This is a genomic window from Janthinobacterium sp. FW305-128, from assembly GCF_020858135.1.
Classification (GTDB): Bacteria; Pseudomonadota; Gammaproteobacteria; order Burkholderiales; family Burkholderiaceae_D; genus Janthinobacterium.
This window is the reverse complement of the sequence record NZ_JACYMK010000001.1, coordinates 1,004,756-1,028,591: the sequence shown is the minus strand read 5'-3', so window position 1 is coordinate 1,028,591 and position 23,836 is coordinate 1,004,756. Positions and strand designations below refer to the sequence as shown.

The 23,836-nt window shown below is 62.6% G+C and carries 24 protein-coding genes; 18 read left to right on the top strand and 6 right to left on the bottom strand.

Going from position 1 to position 23,836, the window contains the following annotated elements; genetic code table 11:
- Positions 1–105: 105 nt before the first annotated feature.
- Positions 106–1,281 carry a tetratricopeptide repeat protein gene (locus tag IGS60_RS04700; RefSeq protein ID WP_070222394.1) on the top strand — a complete coding sequence of 392 codons (1,176 nt, stop codon included), beginning with the start codon at positions 106–108 and terminating at the stop codon, positions 1,279–1,281.
- Here the strand turns inward: IGS60_RS04700 and hemW are convergent.
- From hemW to rph, 3 genes are all read right to left on the bottom strand, one after another.
- Positions 1,278–2,552 (bottom strand): radical SAM family heme chaperone HemW, encoded by a 1,275-nt coding sequence (hemW, locus tag IGS60_RS04695; RefSeq protein WP_070222392.1) that lies wholly within the window; start codon positions 2,550–2,552, stop codon positions 1,278–1,280. The genes IGS60_RS04700 and hemW overlap by 4 nt on opposite strands.
- A complete protein-coding gene (rdgB, locus tag IGS60_RS04690; protein ID WP_070222390.1) occupies positions 2,549–3,133 on the bottom strand; it encodes an RdgB/HAM1 family non-canonical purine NTP pyrophosphatase in 585 nt (194 codons plus the stop codon). The genes hemW and rdgB overlap by 4 nt, the downstream gene beginning before the upstream one ends.
- Positions 3,134–3,272: 139 nt before the next feature.
- A complete protein-coding gene (gene rph / locus IGS60_RS04685) occupies positions 3,273–4,001 on the bottom strand; it encodes a ribonuclease PH (protein WP_046685905.1) in 729 nt (242 codons plus the stop codon).
- 302 nt (positions 4,002–4,303) lie between these two features.
- Here rph and IGS60_RS04680 point away from each other — a divergent pair, with 302 nt between their 5' ends.
- Positions 4,304–5,194: a YicC/YloC family endoribonuclease gene (locus IGS60_RS04680; RefSeq protein ID WP_070222388.1), complete on the top strand. Its 891-nt coding sequence runs from the start codon at positions 4,304–4,306 to the stop codon at positions 5,192–5,194.
- A 3-nt stretch (positions 5,195–5,197) separates the two neighbouring features.
- Positions 5,198–5,524, top strand: coding sequence for a hypothetical protein (locus IGS60_RS04675; RefSeq protein WP_070222386.1), 327 nt, complete (start codon positions 5,198–5,200; stop codon positions 5,522–5,524).
- A 15-nt stretch (positions 5,525–5,539) separates the two neighbouring features.
- Here the strand turns inward: IGS60_RS04675 and IGS60_RS04670 are convergent, their stop codons facing one another.
- The gene (locus tag IGS60_RS04670; protein WP_071650226.1) at positions 5,540–5,950 is read right to left on the bottom strand and encodes a DoxX family protein; all 411 of its coding nucleotides are present in this window, start codon (positions 5,948–5,950) and stop codon (positions 5,540–5,542) included.
- A gap of 199 nt (positions 5,951–6,149) precedes the next feature.
- On the opposite strand from IGS60_RS04670, the gene gmk reads away from it, so the two are divergent.
- The 3 genes from gmk (at position 6,150) to IGS60_RS04655 (ending at position 9,415) form a co-directional block, all read left to right on the top strand.
- On the top strand, positions 6,150–6,788 hold the full coding sequence (gene gmk / locus IGS60_RS04665; protein WP_080753685.1) for a guanylate kinase: 639 nt from the start codon (positions 6,150–6,152) through the stop codon (positions 6,786–6,788).
- A gap of 58 nt (positions 6,789–6,846) precedes the next feature.
- Positions 6,847–7,050: a DNA-directed RNA polymerase subunit omega gene (rpoZ, locus tag IGS60_RS04660; protein ID WP_010400723.1), complete on the top strand. Its 204-nt coding sequence runs from the start codon at positions 6,847–6,849 to the stop codon at positions 7,048–7,050.
- Positions 7,051–7,132: 82 nt separating this feature from the next.
- Positions 7,133–9,415, top strand: coding sequence for a bifunctional (p)ppGpp synthetase/guanosine-3',5'-bis(diphosphate) 3'-pyrophosphohydrolase (locus tag IGS60_RS04655; protein WP_070222384.1), 2,283 nt, complete (start codon positions 7,133–7,135; stop codon positions 9,413–9,415).
- 100 nt (positions 9,416–9,515) lie between these two features.
- Here IGS60_RS04655 and IGS60_RS04650 read toward each other — a convergent pair whose 3' ends face one another.
- Together IGS60_RS04650 and greB are read right to left on the bottom strand one after the other, a co-directional pair.
- Positions 9,516–10,160, bottom strand: a complete 645-nt coding sequence (locus tag IGS60_RS04650) for a transposase (protein ID WP_071653818.1) — start codon at positions 10,158–10,160, stop codon at positions 9,516–9,518.
- A 71-nt stretch (positions 10,161–10,231) separates the two neighbouring features.
- Complete coding sequence (greB, locus tag IGS60_RS04645) at positions 10,232–10,798, bottom strand: transcription elongation factor GreB (RefSeq protein ID WP_070222382.1); 567 nt, start codon at positions 10,796–10,798, stop codon at positions 10,232–10,234.
- A gap of 115 nt (positions 10,799–10,913) precedes the next feature.
- Here greB and IGS60_RS04640 point away from each other — a divergent pair, with 115 nt between their 5' ends.
- From IGS60_RS04640 to IGS60_RS04585, 12 genes are all read left to right on the top strand, one after another.
- Positions 10,914–11,501, top strand: a complete 588-nt coding sequence (locus IGS60_RS04640; protein ID WP_070222380.1) for a hypothetical protein — start codon at positions 10,914–10,916, stop codon at positions 11,499–11,501.
- Between the two features lie 17 nt (positions 11,502–11,518).
- A complete protein-coding gene (locus tag IGS60_RS04635) occupies positions 11,519–13,021 on the top strand; it encodes a sensor histidine kinase (protein ID WP_230502644.1) in 1,503 nt (500 codons plus the stop codon).
- Between the two features lie 30 nt (positions 13,022–13,051).
- Complete coding sequence (locus IGS60_RS04630) at positions 13,052–13,699, top strand: response regulator transcription factor (RefSeq protein ID WP_034753998.1); 648 nt, start codon at positions 13,052–13,054, stop codon at positions 13,697–13,699.
- Between the two features lie 201 nt (positions 13,700–13,900).
- Positions 13,901–15,472 (top strand): diguanylate cyclase, encoded by a 1,572-nt coding sequence (locus tag IGS60_RS04625; RefSeq protein WP_070222378.1) that lies wholly within the window; start codon positions 13,901–13,903, stop codon positions 15,470–15,472.
- A 340-nt stretch (positions 15,473–15,812) separates the two neighbouring features.
- Positions 15,813–17,288, top strand: coding sequence for a flagellin (locus IGS60_RS04620; RefSeq protein WP_230502642.1), 1,476 nt, complete (start codon positions 15,813–15,815; stop codon positions 17,286–17,288).
- An 84-nt stretch (positions 17,289–17,372) separates the two neighbouring features.
- Complete coding sequence (locus IGS60_RS04615; RefSeq protein ID WP_230502640.1) at positions 17,373–17,747, top strand: flagellar protein FlaG; 375 nt, start codon at positions 17,373–17,375, stop codon at positions 17,745–17,747.
- Between the two features lie 232 nt (positions 17,748–17,979).
- Entirely contained in the window at positions 17,980–20,661 is a 2,682-nt protein-coding gene (gene fliD / locus IGS60_RS04610) for a flagellar filament capping protein FliD (protein ID WP_230502638.1), read from the top strand.
- Between the two features lie 21 nt (positions 20,662–20,682).
- Positions 20,683–21,129 (top strand): flagellar export chaperone FliS, encoded by a 447-nt coding sequence (fliS, locus tag IGS60_RS04605; protein WP_230502636.1) that lies wholly within the window; start codon positions 20,683–20,685, stop codon positions 21,127–21,129.
- Between the two features lie 3 nt (positions 21,130–21,132).
- Complete coding sequence (locus tag IGS60_RS04600; protein ID WP_230502634.1) at positions 21,133–21,459, top strand: flagellar protein FliT; 327 nt, start codon at positions 21,133–21,135, stop codon at positions 21,457–21,459.
- Between the two features lie 26 nt (positions 21,460–21,485).
- Positions 21,486–22,664: a flagellar hook-length control protein FliK gene (locus tag IGS60_RS04595; RefSeq protein WP_230502632.1), complete on the top strand. Its 1,179-nt coding sequence runs from the start codon at positions 21,486–21,488 to the stop codon at positions 22,662–22,664.
- Positions 22,657–22,983, top strand: a complete 327-nt coding sequence (locus IGS60_RS04590) for an EscU/YscU/HrcU family type III secretion system export apparatus switch protein (protein ID WP_035821344.1) — start codon at positions 22,657–22,659, stop codon at positions 22,981–22,983. Before IGS60_RS04595 ends, IGS60_RS04590 begins: the two co-directional genes overlap by 8 nt.
- A gap of 25 nt (positions 22,984–23,008) precedes the next feature.
- Positions 23,009–23,755, top strand: a complete 747-nt coding sequence (locus tag IGS60_RS04585) for a flagellar brake protein (RefSeq protein ID WP_230502630.1) — start codon at positions 23,009–23,011, stop codon at positions 23,753–23,755.
- Positions 23,756–23,836: the final 81 nt, after the last annotated feature.

Sequence of the window (23,836 nt, the reverse complement as noted above, 5' to 3'; positions counted from 1 at the left end):
CGCTTGAAACCATTTGACAGCGGCGCCAGGCGCGCCGATACTGGTTTCAGGTGGGACTGGCGCGCCACCGCGACATGAGAAAGCCGGCGCCTCCAGGGAGAGACCATGCGCCCCTATCTTGTTTTCGCCGCTTGCTTCAAGCGCCTGGGCGCCGCCCTGCTCTGCGGCGCTTTGGCGGCCTGCAGCGTAGCACCGCCAGCCAGCCTGCCCCCCATCTTCAACGACGGCGATTTCGCGCCGGCCGCCGCCATCGACGCCAGCCAGGTCTTTGCCATCGACGAGACCATGCGCCAGTATGTGCGCACGCAAGTGCGGCGCGAAGCGCGCAACAAGAATGACCGCGCGGCCCTGTATGACGCCCTGTACGACAAGAGCAGGCTGAAACTCGAGTACGATGCGGCCATGACCCGCAATGCGCGCGAAACGTTCGCCGCGCGCCAGGGCAACTGCCTGTCGCTGGTGATCATGACGGCGGCGCTGGCACATGAAATGGGCTTGCAGGTGCGCTACCAGGAGGTGCTCGGCGAAGAAAGCTGGAGCCGCAGCGGCGACATGTATTTTGTCGCCGGCCACGTCAACCTGGTACTGGGCCAGCGGCTGGACGACAAATCCGGCAGGTACGATGCCAAGGGCATGATGGTGATCGATTTCCTGCCGTCCGCGGAGATAGGCGGCTACCGCACGCGAGAACTCGACGAAGCGACCGTGCTCGCCATGTACATGAACAACCGCGCCGCCGAAACCATGAGCGAGGGCCAGCTGAATCAGGCATACTGGTGGGCCCGGGCAGCGCTGCTGCAAGACCCCTCGTTCAGCGGCGCCTACAACACCCTGGGCGTGATCCAGTTCCGCCATGGCGACCTGGCGCAAGCGCGGCGCACTTTCGCCCATGCGCTGACGCGCACGCCGGACAACACGGTGCTGCTGTCGAACCTGGCGCAGGTGCTGGAAGCGTCCGGCCTGCCCGAAGAAGCGCTGCCGCTGCGCCGGCGCCTGCTGGCGCTGCAGCCGCAGCCGCCTTTCCACTACTTCAACCTGGGCAAGGCGGCCATGCAGCAAAACGATTACGTGCGGGCGATACAGCTGTTTTCACGTGAAATCGCGCGCGACCCGTACTACCACGAATTTCACTTCTGGCTGGCGCAAGCCTATGCGCGCCTGGGCCAGATGGAGCAGGCCGGCAAGCAGCTGGAACTGGCGATGAACAACAGCACCACGCGCAGCGACCATACTCTGTATGCGGCCAAGCTGCAGCGCCTGCGCGCCGTCACCACGCATTAATCCTCCAGGAACATCTGCTGCAGGTCATTCAGGAAGCACAATCCCCGTTCCGTCGGACGGATGACCTGGTGGTCGCGGTACAGCAAGCCTTTCGCTTCGGCCGCATTGAGCGGCTGCTCGATGGCGTTGAGGGCCAGGCCCGTACGCTCGGCGAACAGGTTCGGCGCAAAGCCCTGCGTCAGGCGCAGGGTATTCAACATGAATTCGAAGCCCATTTCCTCGCGCGCCAGTTCGCGCTCTTCCTGCACCGGATTACCGGCCAGTACCGCGTCCATGTAGGCGCGCGGCTGCTTGTAGCGGGCCTGGCGCAGCACGCGGTGCGGGAACGAAATCTTCGAGTGCGCGCCCGCGCCGATGCCGAGATAGTCGCCAAATTCCCAGTAATTGCGGTTGTGGCGTGCCTGGCGGCCCGGCTGCGCATAGGCCGACACTTCGTAGCGGCCATAGCCGGCCTGCGCGGCGCGCGCGGCCACCATGTCGGCGATATCGGCGCTCTCGTCGTCGTCCGGCAGCGCGGGCGGATACTTGGCGAACAGGGTGTTCGGTTCCAGGGTCAGGTGGTACAGCGACAGGTGCGGCGGCGCGAACGACAGCGCCGTCTCCAGGTCCTGCCGCGCTTCGTCCAGCGTCTGCGTGGGCAGCGCGTACATCAGGTCGAGGTTGAAATTGTCGAAGTTGGCATGCGCGATCTCCACCGCGCGGCGCGCCTCGTTGTCGTCATGGATGCGCCCCAGCGCCTGCAGATGGCGGCCATTGAAGCTCTGGATGCCGACCGACAGCCGGTTGATGCCGCTGGCCCGGTAAGACTTGAATTTTTCCGCTTCAAAGGTGCCCGGATTGGCTTCCATGGTGATTTCGCAATCGGGCTCCAATGGCAGCAGGGTGCGCACGTCCGACATCAGCCGGTCCAGGCCCGCCGCCGACATCAGGCTGGGCGTGCCGCCGCCGATGAAGATGGTGTGGATCTTGCGGCCCCAGATCAGCGGCAGCGCCATCTCCAGGTCCAGCCGCAGGGCCGCCAGGTATTCGGCTTCCGGCAGGTCGCCGCGCACCTCGTGCGAATTGAAGTCGCAATACGGGCATTTTTTCACGCACCACGGAAAGTGAATGTACAGCGACAGCGGCGGCAGGGCCGTCAGGTTGAGCGCGCCCGGCTGCAGGTACTTCAGGGCCGCCCCGGCCGCGCCGGAAATGCCTTCCTGCGGCGCGGGCCTGGCTGCCGACCTGGCGGCCGATTGGGCAACGGCGCCCACCAGTTTGATCGGGATCATCGCAGCTTTTCCACCAGCGCGCGCAGGGCCTGGCCGCGGTGCGACAGCGCGTTCTTTTCATCGGACGTCAGTTCGGCCGCGCACTTGCCCAGCGCGGGAATGAAGAAATGCGGATCGTAGCCGAAGCCGCCGTTGCCGCGTGGCGTGGCGATCATCTCGCCGTTCCAGCGGCCGTCGGCGATCACGGGCTGCGGGTCGTCCGCATGGCGCACATACACCAGCACGCAGTAGTAATACGCGGACTTGTCGGCATGCGCCTCGAGGTCGGCGATCAGCCTGGCGCTGTTGGCCGCATCCGATTTCGGCTCGCCCGCATAGCGGGCCGAGTACACGCCGGGCGCGCCGCCGAGCGCATTGACGCACACGCCCGAATCGTCGGCCAGCGCCGGCAAGCCCGTCAGGCGAGATGCGTGGCGCGCCTTTTGCAGGGCGTTTTCAACGAAGGTGTGGAACGGTTCGTCGCTTTCCGGCACATCGTATTCGCCCTGGGCGTGGACGGAAAAACCGATGGTCGAGAGCAGCTCGTTGAATTCCTTGAGCTTGCCGGCGTTGTTGGAGGCGAGGATGAGGCGTTGGGTCATGTCAGTAGTCCGGTTGAAGTGCCGACATTGTAAACCTTTTGCGCTCCCCTCACCCTGGCACGCCGCTGCCGAAAAAAAACGGCAGGTGCGGGCTTTTTGGCCGACGCAGCGGGCGAAGACATGTAAATTTATGTAAAGATTACATGCCGAGAGCTTGCTTTTGCAGGGCGATCAGGTCGGCGATGCCGCCCTGCGCCAGGTCCAGCAGGCGGTTCATGCCGGCGCGGTCAAAGGCGGCGCCTTCGGCCGTGCCCTGCACTTCGATGAAGTGGCCCGCTTCCGTCATCACCACATTCATGTCCGTGTCGCAGCCCGAGTCTTCCACGTAGTCGAGGTCCAGCACCGGCATGCCCTGGTAGACGCCCACCGAGATGGCGGCGACGAAGCTTTTCACGGGGATGGCGGCGATCGCGCCGCGCGCCTGCAGCTGGGAAAACGCGTCATACGCGGCCACCATGGCGCCCGTGATCGAGGCCGTGCGCGTGCCGCCGTCGGCCTGGATCACGTCGCAATCGAGGTGCAGGGTGCGTTCGCCGAACGCCTGCAAATCGAAGGCGGCGCGCAGCGAGCGGCCGATCAGGCGCTGGATTTCCTGCGTGCGGCCCGACTGCTTGCCGCGCGCCGCTTCGCGGTCCATGCGCGTGTGCGTCGAGCGCGGCAGCATGCCGTACTCGGCCGTCAACCAGCCCTGGCCCTTGCCCTTCAGAAAGCCCGGCACCTTGTCTTCGATGCTGGCTGTACAGATGACCTTGGTGTCGCCGCACTCGATCAGCACCGACCCTTCGGCATGTTTGGTGTACTGGCGGGTGATGCGGATGGCGCGCAGCGCATCGACGGCGCGGCCGCTCGGGCGGGATTCGAATGTCATGGGGATGTCCTGTGTGATTGGGGTTGCGGCAGCGATTCTACCACCGCGCGCCCACCCATTTGCAGCCATGCAACAGCGCAGGGCGCAATGGCGGGCGGCGCACACATGATCCCTACAATCCTGCCCCGCCAAACACAATTTTCTTTACAATGCCGTAAAACGCACACTATTCAGCAATTTTCAGGCCATCGGGCACTTCGGTCCTGTTTCGCGGCGCGGGCAGTATTGCCTGCGCTGGCTGATTAAGTGTATAAGTGACTGTATACAAGATCAAATCGGGGAATCCTTTGAGCATTTCAAGCATGACAGGCTACGCGGTTGCCACCAGCGAAGGTGCTGCAGGCACACTGACAATTGAAATCAAGAGCGTCAACTCACGCTTTCTCGACCTGCAATTCCGGATCAACGACGATCTGCGGGCCCTGGAACCTGACTTGCGCGCCGCCGTCATGTCCGCCATCACGCGCGGCAAAGTCGAGGTACGCCTGAGCTTTGGCCGCAAGGCTGCGACCGCCGGCACGCAGGCGCTGAACGTGCCCCTGCTGACCGAACTGGCGCGCCTGCAAAACGAAGTAGGCCAGCATTTTGTCTCCGCCCCCGTCATGACGGTGGCAGAACTGCTGCGCTGGCCTGGCGTCATCGAAGAAGCGCAAGTGGGACAGGAGTCCCTGCAGGCGGACGTGGGCGCGCTGACCAAGCGCACCGTGGCCGCCTTCGTCGACAGCCGCAAGCGCGAAGGCGCGGCGCTCGAAGCGGTGCTGGTGTCGCGCATCGAAGCGATGGAAGCCATCGTCAAGCGCATCACGCCCTTGATTCCGCAAGTGGTGGCGGCCTTCCAGCAAAAAGCCATCGAGCGCATGCAGGATGCGCTGGGCCTGGCCAGCCAGGGCTCGAATTCGGCCCTGTCGCGCCAGGACGCCATGGAACGCATCCGCCAGGAAGTGATCCTGTACGGCATCCGCATCGATGTGTCCGAAGAACTGGCACGCCTGTCGGCCCACCTGGGCGAAACGCGCCACATCCTCACCAAGGGCGGGCAAGTGGGCAAGCGCCTCGACTTCATGATGCAGGAACTCAACCGCGAAGCCAATACGCTGGGCGCCAAGGCCTCCGTCAAGGAACTGGCCGACGCCTCGATGGACTTGAAGCTGCTGATCGAGCAGATGCGCGAACAGGTGCAGAACCTGGAATAAGCCATGACCGCACCACGCATCCTGACGCTCGCCAGCGTCACCCTGGCGCTGCTGGCGGCAGGCGCGCAAGCGCAACCTGCGCAGCAGCCGTCGCCGTATGCGGTTGAAGGCTGCGCCTCCGGGTGTTTCGCTCTCAAGGAACGCGGCGCCGCCATCTACACGGGCGCCGACGCCGCCTCCTACCGCATCTGCTCGCGCAGCAACCTGGGCGCGGAAGTCTCGGTCGACAGCGCCATCGTGCGCATCAGCAACCGCGACTGCACCGATGTGAATGGCCGGGCCATCGTTCTCAATAGCGGCGAAATCGCCCTGGGCCGGCTGCCCCGCTGAGACAGGGCATGCAACTTACGCCAGGCGCGCTCCGGTGCGCGCCCTGTCGCTGGCGGCGATGACGACGCAGGCGACAAACAGCACGATGCTGTACTCCACGCCGCCGGCGCCATGCTCGCCCACGAACCAGCCCTTGGCCGCATGCACGATGACGATGCCGCCAAGGCAGATCACCATCAGGCCGGCCGCCGCCCAGCGCATGTATTTGCCGGCGATGAGCAAACTGCCGCAAACGATCTCGACGATGGTAATCGCCCACACGACAGCCAGGCCATAGATAAATCCCTTGTCTTCCAGAAAACCGGCAAAGCGGGGAATGGTGCCGTTGGCGATGCGCGTGATGGCGTGCGCCATGAACATCACGGCGATGGCCACGCGCAGCAACAGCATGGCCTGGGCAATACTGAGAAACGGGAAATTTTTCATGCGCACATCCTGTCGATAAAGAAAAAATATTCCAAATTAGATAACTATTTCTTCAGGATAACAAGCAAAATATGTGCAGGCGCGGCGGCCAGGCGCATCGCAGGGCTGGCTCGTCGCCTTGCCTCTTGGTAAAATACCGAATTGGGCGGCGCCCATGCAAGCGCACACGCCGCCATCACACGCAAATGGAAAGATCCGCATGAGCCACCCTACCGCCTTCTCCGGCAGCCTGTTCGTGGTCGCCGCGCCATCGGGCGCCGGCAAATCGACACTGGTCAATGCATTGCTGGCGCAAGAGCCCGGCATCAAATTGTCGATCTCGACCACCACGCGCGCCCCGCGTCCGGGCGAGCAGCATGGCCGCGAGTACTATTTCACCACGGCGGAGGACTTTGTCGCGCGCGCCGACCAGGGCGAATTCCTGGAATGGGCGGAAGTGCACGGCAATTACTACGGCACCTCGCGCATCATGGTGGAGCAGCAAATGGCCGCCGGCACCGATATCCTGCTGGAAATCGACTGGCAGGGCGCGCGCCAGGTGCGCAAGCAATTCCCGCGCGCGGCCGGCATTTTCATCCTGCCGCCATCGATCGATGCGCTGGAAGAACGCCTGAACAAGCGCGGCCAGGACGAGCCGCACGTGATCACGCGCCGCCTGCTGGCGGCCGGCGGCGAAATCGCACACGCTCCCGAGTTCGAGTATGTTATTATCAATGAAGAGTTTACGGTCGCTTTGTCCGAACTGAGCGCGATCGTGAGAGCGGCCCGTTGCCGGTTTGCGCAACAAGCGGCCCGCAACGCATCGCTATTCGCCCAGCTGGGCCTGCACGCAGAGTAAAAACGCTGCAACGGCACGCCAGTTCACACAGCACCACGCAAAAATTTTAGGAGTTACTATGGCCCGTATCACAATCGAAGATTGCCTGAAGCAGATCCCTAACCGTTTCCAGCTGACCCTGGCTGCGACCTATCGCGCACGTCAGTTGTTGCAAGGCCACACCCCAAAGGTGGAAGCCAAGGACAAGCCTACCGTCGTCGCACTGCGTGAAATCGCTGCCGGTAAAGTCGGCATCGAAATGCTGAAAAAGGTCCCGATGTAAGTGGGAACCCGCGTGCCGGAACAGTGCTGACCCCTGGTTCTACCGTATTCTTTATTCACACTGTGAAGCAACGCGACGTTTTATGAGTCTGACCCCAGCCGACACGACTTCCGCAGCACTGCCGCCCCTGGCCTCGCGCCAGGCGGCAAAATCGCAGGGCGCTTCCGCGCCCGGCGCCGGCACGTCCGGCAGCAACACCCCCGCAGCACCGCCAGCGCCCGCCCTCGGCGTGGCTTCCGTCAGCCATCTGGCCGACAAGCTGGCCGAATACCTGTCTCCCGCCGACCTGAAAAAAGTCAAGGAAGCCTACCGCTTCTCCGACGAAATGCACCTGGGCCAGATGCGCCGCTCGGGCGAGCCGTATATCTCGCATCCGATCGCCGTCGCCGAAATCTGCGCCGACTGGAAGCTCGACGCGCAAGCCATCATGGCCGCCCTGCTGCATGACGTGATGGAAGACCAGGACGTCAAGAAGGAAGAATTGATCGAGCGCTTCGGCGCTCCTGTAGCGCACCTTGTCGATGGGCTGTCGAAACTGGAAAAGATCGAATTCCAGAGCCAGATCGAGGCGCAGGCGGAAAACTTCCGCAAGATGCTGCTGGCCATGGCGTCCGACGTGCGCGTGATCCTGATCAAGCTGGCCGACCGCCTGCACAATATGCGCACCCTGGACTTCATGACGGCGGCGAAAAAACGCCGCATCGCCAGCGAGACCATGGAAGTGTACGTGCCGATCGCGCACCGTCTCGGCCTGAACAACATCTACCACGAGCTGCAGGACCTGTCGTTCTCGCACCTGTATCCGATGCGCTACCGCACCCTGGCGAAAGCCGTCAAGGCGGCGCGCGGCAACCGGCGCGAGGTGGTCAACAAGATCATGGAAGCGGTGAAAAGCACCCTGTCCATGGCCGAGCTCGAAGCCGACGTCACGGGCCGCGAAAAGACCCTGTACGACATCTATAAAAAGATGCGCAGCAAGCATTTGTCGTTCTCGCAAGTGCTGGACGTGTACGGTTTCCGCGTGGTGGTGGGCAGCTTTGCCGACTGTTACGTGACCCTGGGCACCCTGCACAGCCTGTACAAGCCCATGCCGGGCAAGTTCAAGGATTACATCGCGATCCGCAAGCTGAACGGCTACCAGTCGCTGCACACGACCGTCATCGGCCCGTACGGCACGCCCGTGGAATTCCAGATCCGCACGCAGGAAATGCACCGCACGGCCGAGTCCGGCGTGGCGGCGCACTGGCTGTACAAGAGCGGCGAATCGAACCCGTCCGACCTGCAGCAGCGCACCCATGCGTGGCTGCAATCGCTGCTCGACATCCAGCAGCAGACGGGCGACTCGGCCGAATTCCTCGAACACGTCAAGGTCGACCTGTTCCCCGATTCCGTCTACGTGTTTACGCCGAAGTCGAAGATCATCGCCCTGCCGCGCGGCGCCACAGCCATCGACTTCGCCTACTCGATCCACACGGGCATCGGCGACCAGACCGTGGCCGTGAAAATCAACAACGAAACCTCGCCCTTGCGCACCGAGCTGCACAATGGCGACATCGTCGAGATCATCACCGATTCCTCGTCGCGCCCCAGCCCGACGTGGCTGTCGTTCGTGCGCACCGGCAAGGCCCGTTCGGCCATCCGCCACCACTTGCGCACGATCAACCTGCCCGAATCGATCGCCCTGGGCCAGCAATTGCTGTCGCAGGCGCTGCACACCCTGAACATCGACGCCGACCTGCAAGCGCCATTGGTCGAACGCCTGCTCAACGAATCGAGCGCCAATTCCATGGACGAGCTGTACGCGGACATCGGCATCGGCAAGCGCATGGCCACCCTGGTGGCGCGCCACATCTTCGGCTTGATCGGCGGCGAAGCGGCCAGCATGCCCGTGGAACACAACAGCGGCAGCGAACTGGACCCCGTCACCATCTGCGGCAGCGAAGGCGTCTCGGTGCAACTGGCGCCCTGCTGCCTGCCGATTCCGGGCGACCAGATCATCGGCCAGCTGCGCCGCGACCAGGGCTTGCTCGTGCACACGAGCGACTGCTCGCAAGCGAAACGCCAGCGCGCCAAGGAACCGGACCGCTGGATCGCCGTGCGCTGGGGAACCGAACTGAACCGCCGCTTCGACTGCCGCATCAAAGTCTTGATCAACAGCGAACGGGGCATCCTCGCCCGCGTGGCCGCCGAAATCGGCGAGTCCGACGCCAACATCATCTATGTCGGCATGGACGAAGACAAGGACAACGTGCTCGACCAGCTGCGCTTCACCGTGCAGGTCAAGGACAGAGTCCACCTGGCCGCCCTGCTGCGCAATGTGCGCAGAGTGGCCGGCGTCAACCGCATCCTGCGCGAGCGTAACTGATTCACGCGGCAAAAAGCTGGGGTCAGACCCGCCGGGGGAATACGTCCCAATGGGCCGTATTCCGATCGCGAAGCGACTGACCCCGGATCTCCGCTGCGGGCTACCGGTTCAGTTCCGCAACGCGTCGTAAAAACGCCTGATCCCCCACCGCAAATTCAGCATTGACTGCTTCTCGCAGTTGTCCGATGCAGCGATCGCCTAATTCATCCTGAAATAACGATTGGTATGTCTTTTGCCGCTCAAGCACATCACATCCAAGTTGCATATATAAAGAATGCGGAGACAGCAGATCATCATGCACGCCCTGCGCATTGCTTCGATAACTGGACCAGCAATATTGACCAGGCAATGCCACGATACCGGCCCTGACAGGGTTAAGTTCGATATAGCGCTGGCAAATCAATAAATAACGCTCGCCCTGTACCAGGCAAGATTTGTAGCGGCCCTCCCACAAACTGCCGGTGCGGCCATAACGCCAGTTGAAATACTGCACATAACGCTGGTTCAGCATTTTCATCAGCAACGACAGGGACGTTGTGCTTTGCGTGGAAAGCAATAGATGCACATGATTATTCATCAGCACATACGCATGCAGATGGCATGGTGCAAGCGCCAAACAACTGTGCAGATAATCCAGATAACGCTGCTTGTCTTGCCCATCAAGAAAGCAGGCTTGGCGATTCACGCCACGTTGCACCACATGTAAGGGAACGCCGGGCAAGACGAGCCGAAGGCGACGGGGCATGGCAACTCCTGATACCAACTGAATGGTCAGTGTGCCAGCGCGCGCCTCTGGCGTCCTGCGTCACCGCAAGCTTACCCCTCCCCCGGCGCCGGATACGTCACTTCCAGCAACTCCAGTTCCTGCTCGCCCAGCGGCGTGTTGAGGGTGATCACGTCGCCTTCGCGCGCCTTGGTGATGGTGCGGGCCATGGGCGAGACCCAGCTGATCTTGCCGTTCAGGGGGTCGAATTCGTCGATGCCGACGATGGTGATGGTGTGCGTTTCGCCGTCGCTGGTGCGGTAGGTTACCGTGGCGCCGAAAAACACCTGGTCGTTACCATGGTGCACGCTGGGATCGACGATGGCGGCCAGGTCCATGCGTTTGGTGAGGAAGCGGATGCGGCGGTCGATTTCGCGCAGCCGGCGCTTGCCATAGATATAGTCGCCATTTTCCGAACGGTCGCCATTCGACGCCGCCCAATGGACGATGCGCACCACTTCCGGACGGTCGACGTCGATCAGCTGCAGCAGCTCTTCTTTGATGCGCTGGTAGCCGGCCGGCGTGATGTAGTTCTTGGCGCCGGCGGGAATGGCCAGCGCCAGCGCGACCGCTTCTTCATCGTCGTCGTTGTCCGATTCTTTTACAAAGGCTTTATTCATCCGCCTATTGTAGCCCCGCCAGGAAGCCATGGGCACACGGGATGCGGGCGCAGGCGGGCTTTTTTGACGTATCATCGTGGCAATCGCGGCAAACGTGGGCCGCACACGGAGACGGATGAAAAAAATCTACAGAGTCAGGCGCTGGCTGTTCGCGCCGCTGGTCTACCTGGCCGCCATCTGCCTGCTGATCGAGGAATGGCTATGGGCGACGGGCGCGCGCATCATGCAGGTGGTGTCGCAATTTCCGCCCCTGCATGCGCTTGAAGCGTGGATCAAGCGCCTGCCGCCGTACTGGGCGCTGGCCATCTTCGTGCTGCCGGCCGTGCTGCTGTTTCCCGTCAAGCTGCTGGCCCTGCTGGCGATCGCGCGCGGCCATGCGTTTTCCGGCATCGGCGTGATCGTCATCGCCAAGCTGGGCGGCGCGGCCGCCGTCGCGCGCCTGTATTCGCTGACGCGCCCTACCCTGCTCAGTTTGCCGTGGTTTGCGCGCTGGCATGGCCTCTTCATGGAAACCAAGGACCGCTGGATCGCCCGGCTGCGCGCCACGCGCCCTTGGCGCCGTGTCAGCCGCCTGTCGGCCGCCCTGGGCCGCGCCCGCCGCGCCTGGTGGCAGCGCTTGCGCAAGGGCACGCCAGGGCGTCATAATTCCCGCCCAGCCAGGGTGCTGCGCCGCTTTGCCGCCTTCTGGCGCGCCCGCCGCTGATGAAGAAAGGCAACTCCATGCACGACACTCCCCGGCTGGCCCCCGCCCTGCGCGCGGCGGCGCCGGAAATCTACCTGTACGACGCGGCCAGCTTGCAATTGCTGGACGCCAACGATGCCGCCTGCGACAACTTGCAGTATGCGCGCAAGGAATTGCTGGCGATGACGCCCTTCACGCTGGCGCCGCAGCTCGACGCGCAGCAACTGGCCGCCGTGCTGGCCACCCTGGACGACAGCATCGGCGCGCAAGCCAGGCTGCACGTGCAGCAGCGGCGCCGCGATGGCAGCCTGTATTCGCTCAGCCTGCACCTGTCGCGCGCCCAGCGCCAGGGGCGCCCCCTGCTGCTGGCCGAGGGCGAAGACTTGCGCACGCCGCAGGCGACGGCCGCCGCCCTGGCGCAGGTGCAGTCGCGCTTCAACGCCATCGTCTCGAATACGCCGGGCCTCGTGTACCAGTTCTGCCTGCATGCGGATGGACGGGCGTCCTTTGCCTACCTGAGCGAAGGCTGCCAGGCCCTGCTGGGCCTGAGCCCGGCGCTGCTGCACGCGCGCCCGGAACTGTTTTACCAGTTGATCCTGGCCGACGACCGCGCCTCGTATCTGGAATCGATGCAAGCCTCGAAAAGCGCCTTGTGGAGCTGGAACTGGGAAGGCCGGATCTGGATCGATGCCTGGAAGGACGTCAAATGGATCAACCTGCGCTCGACGCCGCGCGCGCTGGCCGACGGCACGGTGCAGTGGGAAGGCATCATGACGAATATCACGGAAAGCCGGCTGGAACAGATCGAAGTGCGCCAGTCGCGCGCCCGCCTGGCCGAGCTGACGGCGCATATCGACAAGGTCAAGGAGCACGAACGCACGCGCCTGGCGCGCGAACTGCACGATGACCTGGGCGGCAATTTGACGGCGATCAAGATGGCCTTGGCCATGCTGGCGCGCCGCCTGCCGCCGGACGACCCGCTGCTGCAGGAAAAGGCCGACTATGTCGATGCCCTGGTCGACCGCAGCATCGACGCCGTGCACCGCATTTCGCTGGACTTACGCCCGTCCATGCTGGACCTGGGCCTGGTCGCCGCGCTGGACTGGCAAGTCAAGGAATTCGGGCGCCAGGCCGGCATCGAGTGCCAGTTCATTTCGAACCGCCAGCACATCGACCTCGAGCTGGACCAGGCGACCAGCCTGTTCCGCATCGCCCAGGAGGCGCTGACGAATATCGCCAAGCATGCGCAGGCGAGCAAGGTCAGCGTGCGCCTGGCCCGGCAGCGCCAGCATATCAGCCTGACCATCGCCGACAATGGCGTCGGCATGCGCCTGTCCGACCGCGCCAAGCCGCAGTCGTTCGGCATCCGCGGCATGGCCGAACGGGCCAGCGCGCTGGGCGGCAGCCTGAGCCTGATGGATGGGCCGGACGGCGGCACCATCCTGAGCATAAAAATCCGTCTGACCACCCCGCGAGAGGCGATAATAGCGGCTGCAGCCAGTGCGCCCGCGCACAGCGGGCCGCCGCCAGACGCGGCCTAGTGGGTGAATTAGATAGGAAACAATGCAGTCATGAAAGAAAAAGCCACCATCCGGGTATTCATCGCCGACGATCACGCGATCGTGCGCGAAGGCTTGAAGCAAATCCTCGCCGACACGAAAGACATCATCGTGGCCGGCGAGGCTGAAAATGGCCACGACGCCATCAAACTGTTCCGCGGCTCGAAATGCCAGGTGTTGTTGCTTGACATCTCCCTGCCCGACCGCAGCGGCATCGAGGTACTCAAGCAGATCAAGAAGGAAAAGCCGGAACTGGCCGTGCTGATGCTGTCCATGCACCGCGAAGACCAGTACGCCATCCGTTCGCTCAAGGCGGGCGCGGCCGGCTACCTGACGAAACAGAGCGCGCCGCGCGAGCTGGTCACGGCCATCCGGCAAGTGGCGCAAGGGTTGAAATACATCAGCGCCTCGCTGGCGCAGGAACTGGCCAACACGGTGGGCGAAGACCACGAAACGGCCTTGCACGACACCTTGTCGGACCGCGAGTACCAGACCCTGGTCATGATTGCCTCGGGCAAGGCGGTGGGCGCCATCGCCGAAGAGCTCAAATTGTCCGTGAAAACCGTCAGCGAATACCGCGCCCGCTTGCTGGTCAAGATGAAGCTCAAGAATAGCGCGGAACTGACGCATTACGCCATCCGCAACCAGCTGGTGGATTGACGGCAAAGCGGCATGCCCGCTGGCATCGGGCGAATTGACAGGACTTCTCCTTGCTTCTCGCACAATAAGTTCTTTGCCAACTCGCATATCATGAGGATAATGAGAAATATCTAAAAAGGCTGTGCCTACATGTCCAGTAAATTGCCATCCTCACCAGCAGGCGCTCCCGCTGGCGCCACGAATACCGCCGCCGCTGCGGCGATGAACCCGGCCGATATCGCCCGCGAAGCGTTTCGCCGCCTGGCCACGCGCCGCATCGCCCCCACGCCGAGCGCCTACCGCGATATCTACAATGAAATCGCGGGCATCAGCGAAGCGGCCGAGACGCCGGCTACGCCGGGAGCCGTGCTGGCCGCCAGCGCCCCCACGGAGAGCGGTGCGGAAAACGTCCTGACGCAATTCGCCGCCAAGATGAGCGAATCGGCGGGCGAACTGGGCGACTTTGGCAAGCGTTTCCAGCGCGCCCTGAAAGCGCGCGACTGGGATGGCTATGCACGTACCCTGGCGCAACTGGCCGAGAAACAGGTCAAGAAAAGCGGCGGCATCGAATTGCCGCCCCTGCCGGACGGCGAACAGACGCGCACCCTGCGTGAATTGCTCAGCCGCACCCTGGGCTTTGCCGTCGCCACCTTGCTGACGGGCACGCCCGCGCTGGTGGAAGAGGCAGAGTCCCTGGGCGCGGCGATCAAGCTGGCCCACACGGAAGAAGCGCTGAACGAAGCGGCCCTGCGCCTGAAACAGCTGTGCTATCAGATCGAACTGAAGAGCGGCGACACGGCCGAGCAGCAGGAATTGCTGCTGCGCCTGTTCAAGCTGCTGCTGGACAACGTCAGCCAGTTGCTCGACGACGACAGCTGGCTGCGCGGCCAGGTCGACGCCGTGCAAAACCTGATCGCCGGTCCGCTCGACCAGCGCGCGCTGGAAGACGCCACGCGCAGCCTGAAGGAAGTCATCTACAAGCAAAGCCAGCTCAAGCACAGCCTGTCCGACGTCAAGCTGACGGTCAAGAACATGATGATGACCTTCATCGACCGCCTGGGGCAAGTGGCGGCCAGCACGGGCGACTTCCATGAAAAGATCGGCGGCTATTCGGAAAAGATCAGCCAGGCGGAAAATATCAGCGAGTTGAACAGCGTTCTCGACGAAGTCTTGCGTGAAACGCGCATGGTGCAGAACGAGGCCTTGCGCGCGCGCGACAAGATGGTGCTGGCGCGCCAGGAAGTGCAGGATGCGGAACAGCGCATCCACACGCTGGAAGCGAAGCTCCAGCATATGAGCGAACTGGTGCGGGAAGACCAGCTGACGGGCAGCCTGAACCGCCGAGGCCTGGACGACGTGTTCGAGCGCGAGACGGCCCGCTCGGACCGCCGCGGCACGCCGCTGTGCATCGCCATGCTGGACCTGGACGACTTCAAGCGCCTGAACGACACCTATGGCCACCTGGCCGGCGACGCCGCGCTGAAACACCTGGTGAAAATCGTCAAGGAAACCCTGCGCTCGATGGACGTCATCGCCCGCTTCGGCGGCGAGGAATTCCTCATCCTGCTGCCGGAAACCACGGTCGAAGCGGCCTCATCGACGATGACGCGGCTGCAACGCGAACTGACCCGGCATTTCTTCCTGCACGACAACGAAAAAGTCTTGATCACCTTCTCCGCCGGCGTGGCCCTGCGTCTGCCCAACGAAGACCAGGCCGAACTCGTCAAACGCGCCGACCGCGCCATGTACCAGGCCAAGCAGACGGGCAAGAATCGGGTGGTGGTGGCCGACTGAGTCCGGCCCGCTGCACGCCATGCCGTCCCGCCGCCCGGCCGGACGGCATTTTTCATTTCAAAACAACAACATTTTCTCCCGTTCCAGCGCAGCGCCAGTATCCCTGCGATATAAAAATAAAACTATTTTCACCCTCAAGTTTCTTTAAAACCTGTCGTCTAGCGCGCGGCTGGCGGCAAACTGAAGGGCTAAAAATTAAAATTTAAAGCACTTTTCGCCATAAATTTTCCCGCAGAGCAACCGTTACCCTAAACAACAGCGGCTTGATTGTCCCGGAACAGCGGGGCAGGCCAAAGTGACTAGCACATAGCGCAATGTAGTACCTGTCTGGAGAATTATCATGGCTGCAGTAATTAATACCAACATCTCGTCCCTGAATTCGCAACGCAACCTGTCGACTTCGCAGTCGTCCCTGACCACCTCGCTGCAACGCCTGTCCTCCGGCTTCCGCATCAACAGCGCCAAGGATGATGCTGCTGGCCTGGCGATTTCCGACCGCATGACGTCGCAAATCCGCGGCATGACCCAAGCCACCCGCAATGCCAACGACGGCGTTTCGCTGGCCCAGACGGCTGAAGGCGCGTTGGCAAGCTCGGGCGACATCCTGCAACGCATCCGCGAACTGGCCGTGCAATCGTCGAACTCGACGAACTCGTCGAGTGACCGCCAGGCGCTGCAAACCGAGGTAGGCCAACTGAGCTCGGAACTGAACCGTATCGCCCAAACCACTTCGTTCAACGGCCAGGCGCTGCTGGACGGCACCATGGGTACGGCCAACTTCCAGGTCGGCGCAGATGCGAATCAGCTGATTTCGGCCAGTGGCGCGAACTTCCTGACCAATACCTACGGCAACAACCGTACGGAAACCGACGCTGCCCAAGTCAAGATCACCGCCACCAACACGGTAGCGGCAAAAGACATCACGGTCAACGGTTCGCTCGGTAGCGGCAAGTACACCACCGTGGCAGGCGACACGGCCAAGAGCATCGCCGCCGGCGTGAACAGCCAAACGTCGAAAACCGGCGTCACCGCCTCGGCCAGGACCGATATCGGCCTGACCCTGGGCCAGGGCGAAGCGTATTCGTTCACCCTGAAAGGCGACAACTCCAGCGCAGTGGCGATCTCGTTCTCGGTCGGCGTCGCCGGCGGTACGGCGAATGACTTCGCGGCAGGTATCAGCGCCATCAACGCGCAAACGGCCAATACCGGTGTAACGGCGCAGTACGACTCGGCCAACAAGGGCATCAAGCTGAGCCATTCGACCGGCAACGACATCATCCTGACCAATACCGCAGCAGTTGCCAACACGACATTTACCGCCAGTACCTATAAAACCGATACGGCAACGAACAAAGATGTCCTGACGGCAACGCCACTCGATATCAAGGGTGTTGGCGCAGTAGGCTGGGGCAACGGCCGCGTGACGTTCGACTCGGACAAGAGCTTTGAAGTCAAGGATGCCGGTTCGGGCTACGCCCTGGCCGCGACATCGAGCCTGAAATCGGTTGCATCGCTGGACGTGACCACGTTCGACGGCGCCCAGCTGGCACTGAAAATCGCCGACTCGGCACTGGCTTCGGTCAACAGCCAGCGCGCCCAGTACGGTGCTTTGCAATCGCGCTTCGCCTCGGCGATCTCGAACCTGCAATCGACCACGGAAAACCTGTCCGCATCGCGCAGCCGTATCGTCGATACCGACTTCGCAGCAGAAACGGCCAGCATGACCCGTGGCCAGATCCTGCAACAAGCTGGTACGGCCATGCTGGCGCAAGCGAACTCGCTGCCAAACGGCGTCCTGAGCCTGCTGCGCGGTTAATCGTCGATTAGCTTCGCAACATCGCTGGACTCAGGTTCCCCTGCCGGATTTTTTCGGCAGGGGAATTTTCACTAGGAGAGCACCATGACTATCGACGCGATAGCGGCCGCCTCCGCGGCCAGAATAGACAAGAGTTACGCCGCGACGGACGCGTCGCCGGCACGCCCGGCAACACCCCCCCGCGCCACCACGGAGCAGAGCGCCGTCACCGCACAGCAAGCCAGCCGTGAACCGAGCCGCGAGCAGCTGGACCAGGCGGTATCGGACCTGAACCAGTCTTCGCAAATGAAGACGCAGGGACTGGAGTTTTCCATCGATGAAGACAGCCAGCGCACAGTGGTCAAAGTGATCGACCAGGAAACCAAGGAAGTCCTGCGCCAGATTCCCTCGAAAGAAGCCTTGGCCCTGGCCAAGACCTTCGATGCGGCCAAAGGCTCCCTGATCAGCCAAAGCGCATAGAATGATGGCATTGCCCACGGCAGCGCAGCATCGTGGCAGCAGGCATCAGCAGTACACCGGGGCAAGGTAGTCCAACTACCTTGCCCCGCATTTCTATGCAAGAAAGATAATATTTTCCATTTTCACCCTTCTTATTCCCCCGCCGCTGAAAACAGCGCGGTAAATCCCCCTCTCAAGTCCTGATTGATTCTGCCGATAACAGCTTATATTAGCGTTTTCCTAGGAGCATTCCGTGGCTATCACCCCTACAATATCATCGCCGGGCATCGGTGCCGGCGCCAGCGGCCTGGACGTGAACGCCCTCATCGAGAAGCTGATGGCTGCCGAAGCAGTGCCACTGAATGGCTTTGACAAGAAAACCGCGTCGTATCAGGCCAAACTCAGTGCAATGGGCACGCTCAGCGGTGCCGTCAGTGCTTTCCAGGGATCGCTGACGGGCTTGAGCAACAGCGCGAACTTCCGCGCCGTCAGCGCCACGCCAGCGGATTTGACGGTGATGACCGCCAGCGCCGGTGCCAAAGCCGTCGCCGGCAACTATAATATCAACGTCACTCAGCTGGCACAGTCGCAAACGCTGACGTCAGGTGGATTGAGCAACAAGCTCTCCACCATCGGCAGCGGCGCCAAAACGACCATTTCCTTCCAGCTCGGCTCCTTGACCGGCGGCACTTTCGGCCTGGCCGGCACCGCCTTTTCCGCAGCGACCATGCAGAATGGCATCAGCAATGGTTCCCTGATATTGAATGGCACTGCCATCCCCACCGACAGCGGCACGAAAAGCGCGCGCGCACTGGCCGATGCCATCAATGCCAAAAGCAACACCACCGGCGTGACGGCCACGGCGCAGCCGACCATCAGTCCGGCCACGCTGTTCAGCGGCTTCGGCAATGTTGCGACCGGTGCCGACGGCACTTACACGCTGTCCGTTGGCGGCGTCGAGATCACGACCCAAGGCAACGGTGTGGGCGCGGGAGCAGGCTTGACCGCCGCCTCGCTCGATACCACACTGGCAGGCCCGAACGCCGTTTCGAACGCGCTGGCGGCGGCCAACATCACGGTCACCGGCAGTGCAGCCGATGGCAGCCTGAAATTTACCCGTGCCGATGGCTCCAACCTGGAAATCGAGGAAGTCGTCACCGGCACGGTGTCGGGCGGCATCGGCCATGCCACGGGCGCAGCCACGACAGGGTCGAATGCCACCTTTGGCAGCTCCGTGACATTGAGTTCCAGCAACGCAAGCCCGATTCTCATCGCCGGCAGCAATCCCGCGGCAGCCGGATTGACGGCTGGCAGCGGCGGCGCGTATATCGGCGCCTCGTTCGCGCAAGACGGCACGCAAGCGACGGGGTCCGTCGTGATCGATTCGACCAACAATACCTTGCAGGGCATCCGTGATGCGATCAATAACGCCGGTCTCGGCGTTACCGCCAGCATCGTTTCCGACGGCAGCGACAATCCCTACCATCTGGTGCTGAGCTCAACGAAGACCGGCGCCAATTCGACCATGAAAATTTCATTGGCGGCATCGGAAGGCCAAACGGTCGATCCCGCTCTGGCCAATTTGCTGTCCTATGACCCCGCAGGAACACAAAACCTGAAGCAAAATAGCGCAGCGCAGAATACATTGCTCAGCGTAAATGGTATTCCCATCACCAGCAGCTCAAACAGCATCGATAGCGCGATCGAAGGCGTCACACTCAATGTGATCAAGGTTGGCAGCACGTCGATGTCGGTGGCAAAAGATACATCGACCGTCAAAAACAGTATCAATTCCTTCGTCAAGGCCTACAACGACCTGAATACGGCGATTGCGAAATTGACGTCTTACGATGCAGAAACAAAGAAGGGCGGCGTCCTGCTCGGGGATTCGACGGCACAATCCATCCAGAGCCAGCTCAGGCGGCAGTTGAGTTCATCGATCACAGGCTTGAGCGGCGGCCTGTCGTCCTTGAGCCAGGTCGGAATTTCTTTTCAGAAAGATGGTAGCCTGGCACTCGATGGCACCAAACTGGACAAAGCTATCAGCAGCAACTTCGGCGATATTGGCGGCTTGTTTTCCGCTCTGGGAAAAACCTCCGACAGCACGGTATCGTTTAACAGCTCGACGGCGGCAACCAAGCCGGGCACCTATGCCCTGATCATCAGTACCATGGCCAGCCAAGGCAGCCTGAAGAGCACCGCACCGTTGCCTGCCAGCACCACTATCGCCAGCGATACGACCTGGAGCGTGACCCTCAATGACACCGACCCCAGCGCCGCAAAAAATACGGCGAAGGTCACCATTCCAGCTGGCACCTATACGCCGAAGCAACTGGCCTCGCTGCTGCAATCGTCGATCAATGGCGTCAAGGCGTTTTCTGATACAGGCTCAACGGTAACCGCTGCCGTCGAAGCCGACGGCACCCTGAAGATCGCCTCCAGCCGCTATGGTTCCGTTTCCAACTTTTCCATGGCCAGTTTGACGGGCACGCCTGTCGCCAATCTGTTTGGCGCCGCCACCTCCGTCAAAGGGACGGACGTGGCCGGCACCTTGGGCGGCCAACCCGTGGTCGGCTCTGGCCAGACACTGACGGGCGCCCCGGGTTCCACCGCGGAAGGCCTCAAGGTCGATGTCACCGGCGGCACCGTCGGCGACCGCGGCACGGTCAGTTTTTCCCAAGGCTATGCATATCAGCTCAACAACCTGGCGACCTCGTTTCTCGGTACCGACGGCATGCTGACCAACCGCAGCAAGGGTATCAACGACAGCATCAAGGCCGTTGCCACCCAGCGCGACAAGTTTTCGGAAAAGCTGGGCGATATCGAGGCACGCTACCGCGCCCAATACACGCGCCTGGACGTGACGCTGAGCAAACTGCAGTCGACGCAAACCTATTTGACCCAGCAGCTGGCCGCCATCGCCGCCAACCGTTAAGCGCTATCATCAGGAGAATTTATGTTTGGAACCCAACAACGCGGCGTCAACGCCTATGCCAAGGTCGGCCTGGAAACGGGCATCGGCTCGGCCTCGCCGCACAAGCTGATCGTGATGCTGTACGACGGCGCCCTGGTGGCCGTGCTCAGCGCGCAGATGCACATGAAATCGGGCAATGTGCCGGAAAAAGGCAAATCCATCTCGAAGGCCATCCAGATCATCGACAATGGCTTGCGCGCCAGCCTGGACAAGGACGCGGGCGGCCAGATCGCCGAAGGCCTCGACGCCCTGTATGAATACATGAGCGCGCGTCTGCTGACGGCCAACCTGCAAAACGACATTACCCTGCTGGAAGAAGTGCAGCGCCTGCTGACCGACCTGCGCGAAACCTGGAACGCCATCGGCGCCACGCCGGCCGCCATTCCCGGCGCCGATTTGAAACGTATGCCCAGCCTTGCGAGCGCCTGATCCATGATGACCCATCAAGAAGTCCTGACCACCTACGAAGCCATGCAGACCCTGACGGGCCGGATGGTGACCGCCGCCGGCAACGCCGACTGGGACGAGCTCGAAGCGCTGGAACAACAAGTGAGCGCGCATGTGGCCACGCTGAAGGCGAACGAAGAAAAAGTCGTGCTGGAGACCGCCGGCCGCCAGCGCAAGGTCGCCCTGATCAAGCAGATCCTGGAAGACGACCGCAAGATCCGCGACCTGACCATGCCGTGGATGGCGCAATTGTCCAAGCTGATCAACAGCACGGGCACCGAGCGGCGCCTGGCCAACGCCTACGGCGTCTAAACGCCCACGGGGCAAGGCGAGCTATCATGTTGCCGAAGATGGATGCGATCGGCATGACGCCCCTGACCCCGGTCAAGCCCACGCGGGCTGCCGATGCCGTCGCCGACCCGCGCCAGGCCGAGTTCCAGCGCTCGCTGCAGGGACTGATCGGCAAATCCATGCAGGGACAAGTGCTGGCCCGCATGGGCGACGGCAGCTTTCTCGTGCGCGTGGCCGGTACGCCGGCCCGCATGCAGCTGCCCGCGGGCGCCCAGGCGGGCACGGAAATCCCGCTGACCTTGATTGGCATCAATCCCCGCCCTTCTTTTCAAATCGGCAATAACCGCGACCAGCCCGCCAGCGCCCTGCTGACATATGCGGACGCGGAAGCCGAGCCCGAGGCTGCCGACCTGCGCGGCCCCCAGGCCGGCGCCGCCCAGGCCGGCACGCGCGCCAGCAGCACGGCCGCCACCCTGCTCAGCCGCGCACCGCTGACGCCAGCCAATCTGCTGCCCGCCCTGGCCGGCGACACGCCGGCGCCGGAGCTGAGCACCACCGCGCGCGCCATCAGCACAGTGCTCAGCCAGGCGGAAAGCGTGCCCGGCGCGCCCCTGTCCCTGGTCGGCAAGACGCCGCTGATGGCCTCGCCAAACGCCGCCCCGGCCCAGGTGGCCCAGAAACTGCAGGATGCCGTCGGCAGCAGCGGCCTGTTCTATGAATCGCATGTGGCCGAATGGGCCGAGGGCAAGCGGCCGCTGGCCTCGCTGTTGCTGGAACCGCAAATGCAGAAGGCGGCACAGGGCGACGTCGTCAGGACGGGCACCGACCTGGCATCGGCGCAACTGATCAATTTGCAGCTGCATACGCACGAACAGGCGCGCGTGCAGTGGCAGGGCGAAGCCTGGCCCGGCCAGAAGATGCAGTGGGATATCAGCCGCGATGCGCCGGAAGGACAGCAGCACGAGAGCCGTGACGCCGACGAGGAAGCGACGGCCTGGCGCAGCAATGTGCGCTTCCAGTTTCCCCTGCTGGGCGACCTGGCCGCGCACGTGGTGTTGCAGGGCGGCAGCGTGGCCATCCAGCTGCAAGCGGGCAGCGAAGGCAGCGCCGATACCTTGCGCCAGCATGCGGCGCGGCTGGAAGCGTCGCTGGCCGCGGCCGGATGGCCATTGTCATCGTTGACGATCGCCGGCAAGCCGCAGGCGGCTGGAGAAGACGATGCTTGACGACACCAAGCGCAAGGTGCCGCAGACAGCCGTCGCCCTCGCTTACCAGAGTGGCACGCCGGCGCCCAAGGTGGTGGCCAAGGGCAGCGGCCTGATCGCGGACCAGATCATCAGCACGGCGCGCGAACACGGCGTCTTCGTGCATGAGTCGAAGGAATTGGTGGCGCTGCTGATGGATGTCGACCTGGACCGCCAGATTCCGCCCGGCCTGTATCGGGCGATTGCGGAACTGCTGGCCTGGTTATATCATATTGAATCTGCGAATGGCGGGCCGATTCCGCCGCCGCCCGACACCAGCGTCAACCTCACCGATACATAGACAGGCATCAATGCAAGCACATATTATGGATTCCGGTCTCGAAAACTGGCATGATTTTGAAGTGGAATCGCGGCGGGAAATCATTGCCTTGCTGCGCGGCATCAGCGAAAAGAACCAGCTGATCCGCATGCTGATCCACGGTGAGTCCGATGTGTGCGTCACGTCCATCCTGGAAGTCGATGCCGACCACAACACCGTCATCCTCGACCGTTCCGTGAACGCCGACCAGAACCGGCGCATGGTGGCCGCCACCGGCATTTCGTTTGAAACCTCGCTCGACAAGATCCGCATCCTGTTTGCCAGCGCCCTCGTGGAAGAGTGCAACCATGGCGGCACGCCCGCCCTGAAAATTGCCATACCTGAAACACTGATCCGCCTGCAGCGGCGCGAGTATTACCGCATGACGACGCCCGTGAGCAATCCCGTGCGCGTCTCGATTCCCCTGCCACCCTCGCTGGGCGGCGCCGACACCCTGTTTCCGCTGGCCGACATCAGCTGCGGCGGCATCGCCATCCTCGACAATAAACTGATGCTGGGCGAAACCATCGGCAGGGACTATCTCGGTTGCCGCATCGACCTGCCCGATGTCGGCATCGTCACCGCGACTTTGCAAATTCGCAATTCGCTGGACATGACCCTGCTCAACAATAAGCTGAACCGCCGCCTCGGCTGCCAGTTCGTCGACCTGCCGCGCAGCATGCTGGCGCACGTGCAGCGCTATATCACGCGCCTTGAACGAGAACGCAATGCGCGCATGGCGGGGCTGGGTTAATTCAATCCAGAGTCAAAGCTTAACGTTTCGCAAAAGCGTAGCGAGCGGCGATGATTTGCGGCCGAGACGCGCAGCTGTGCT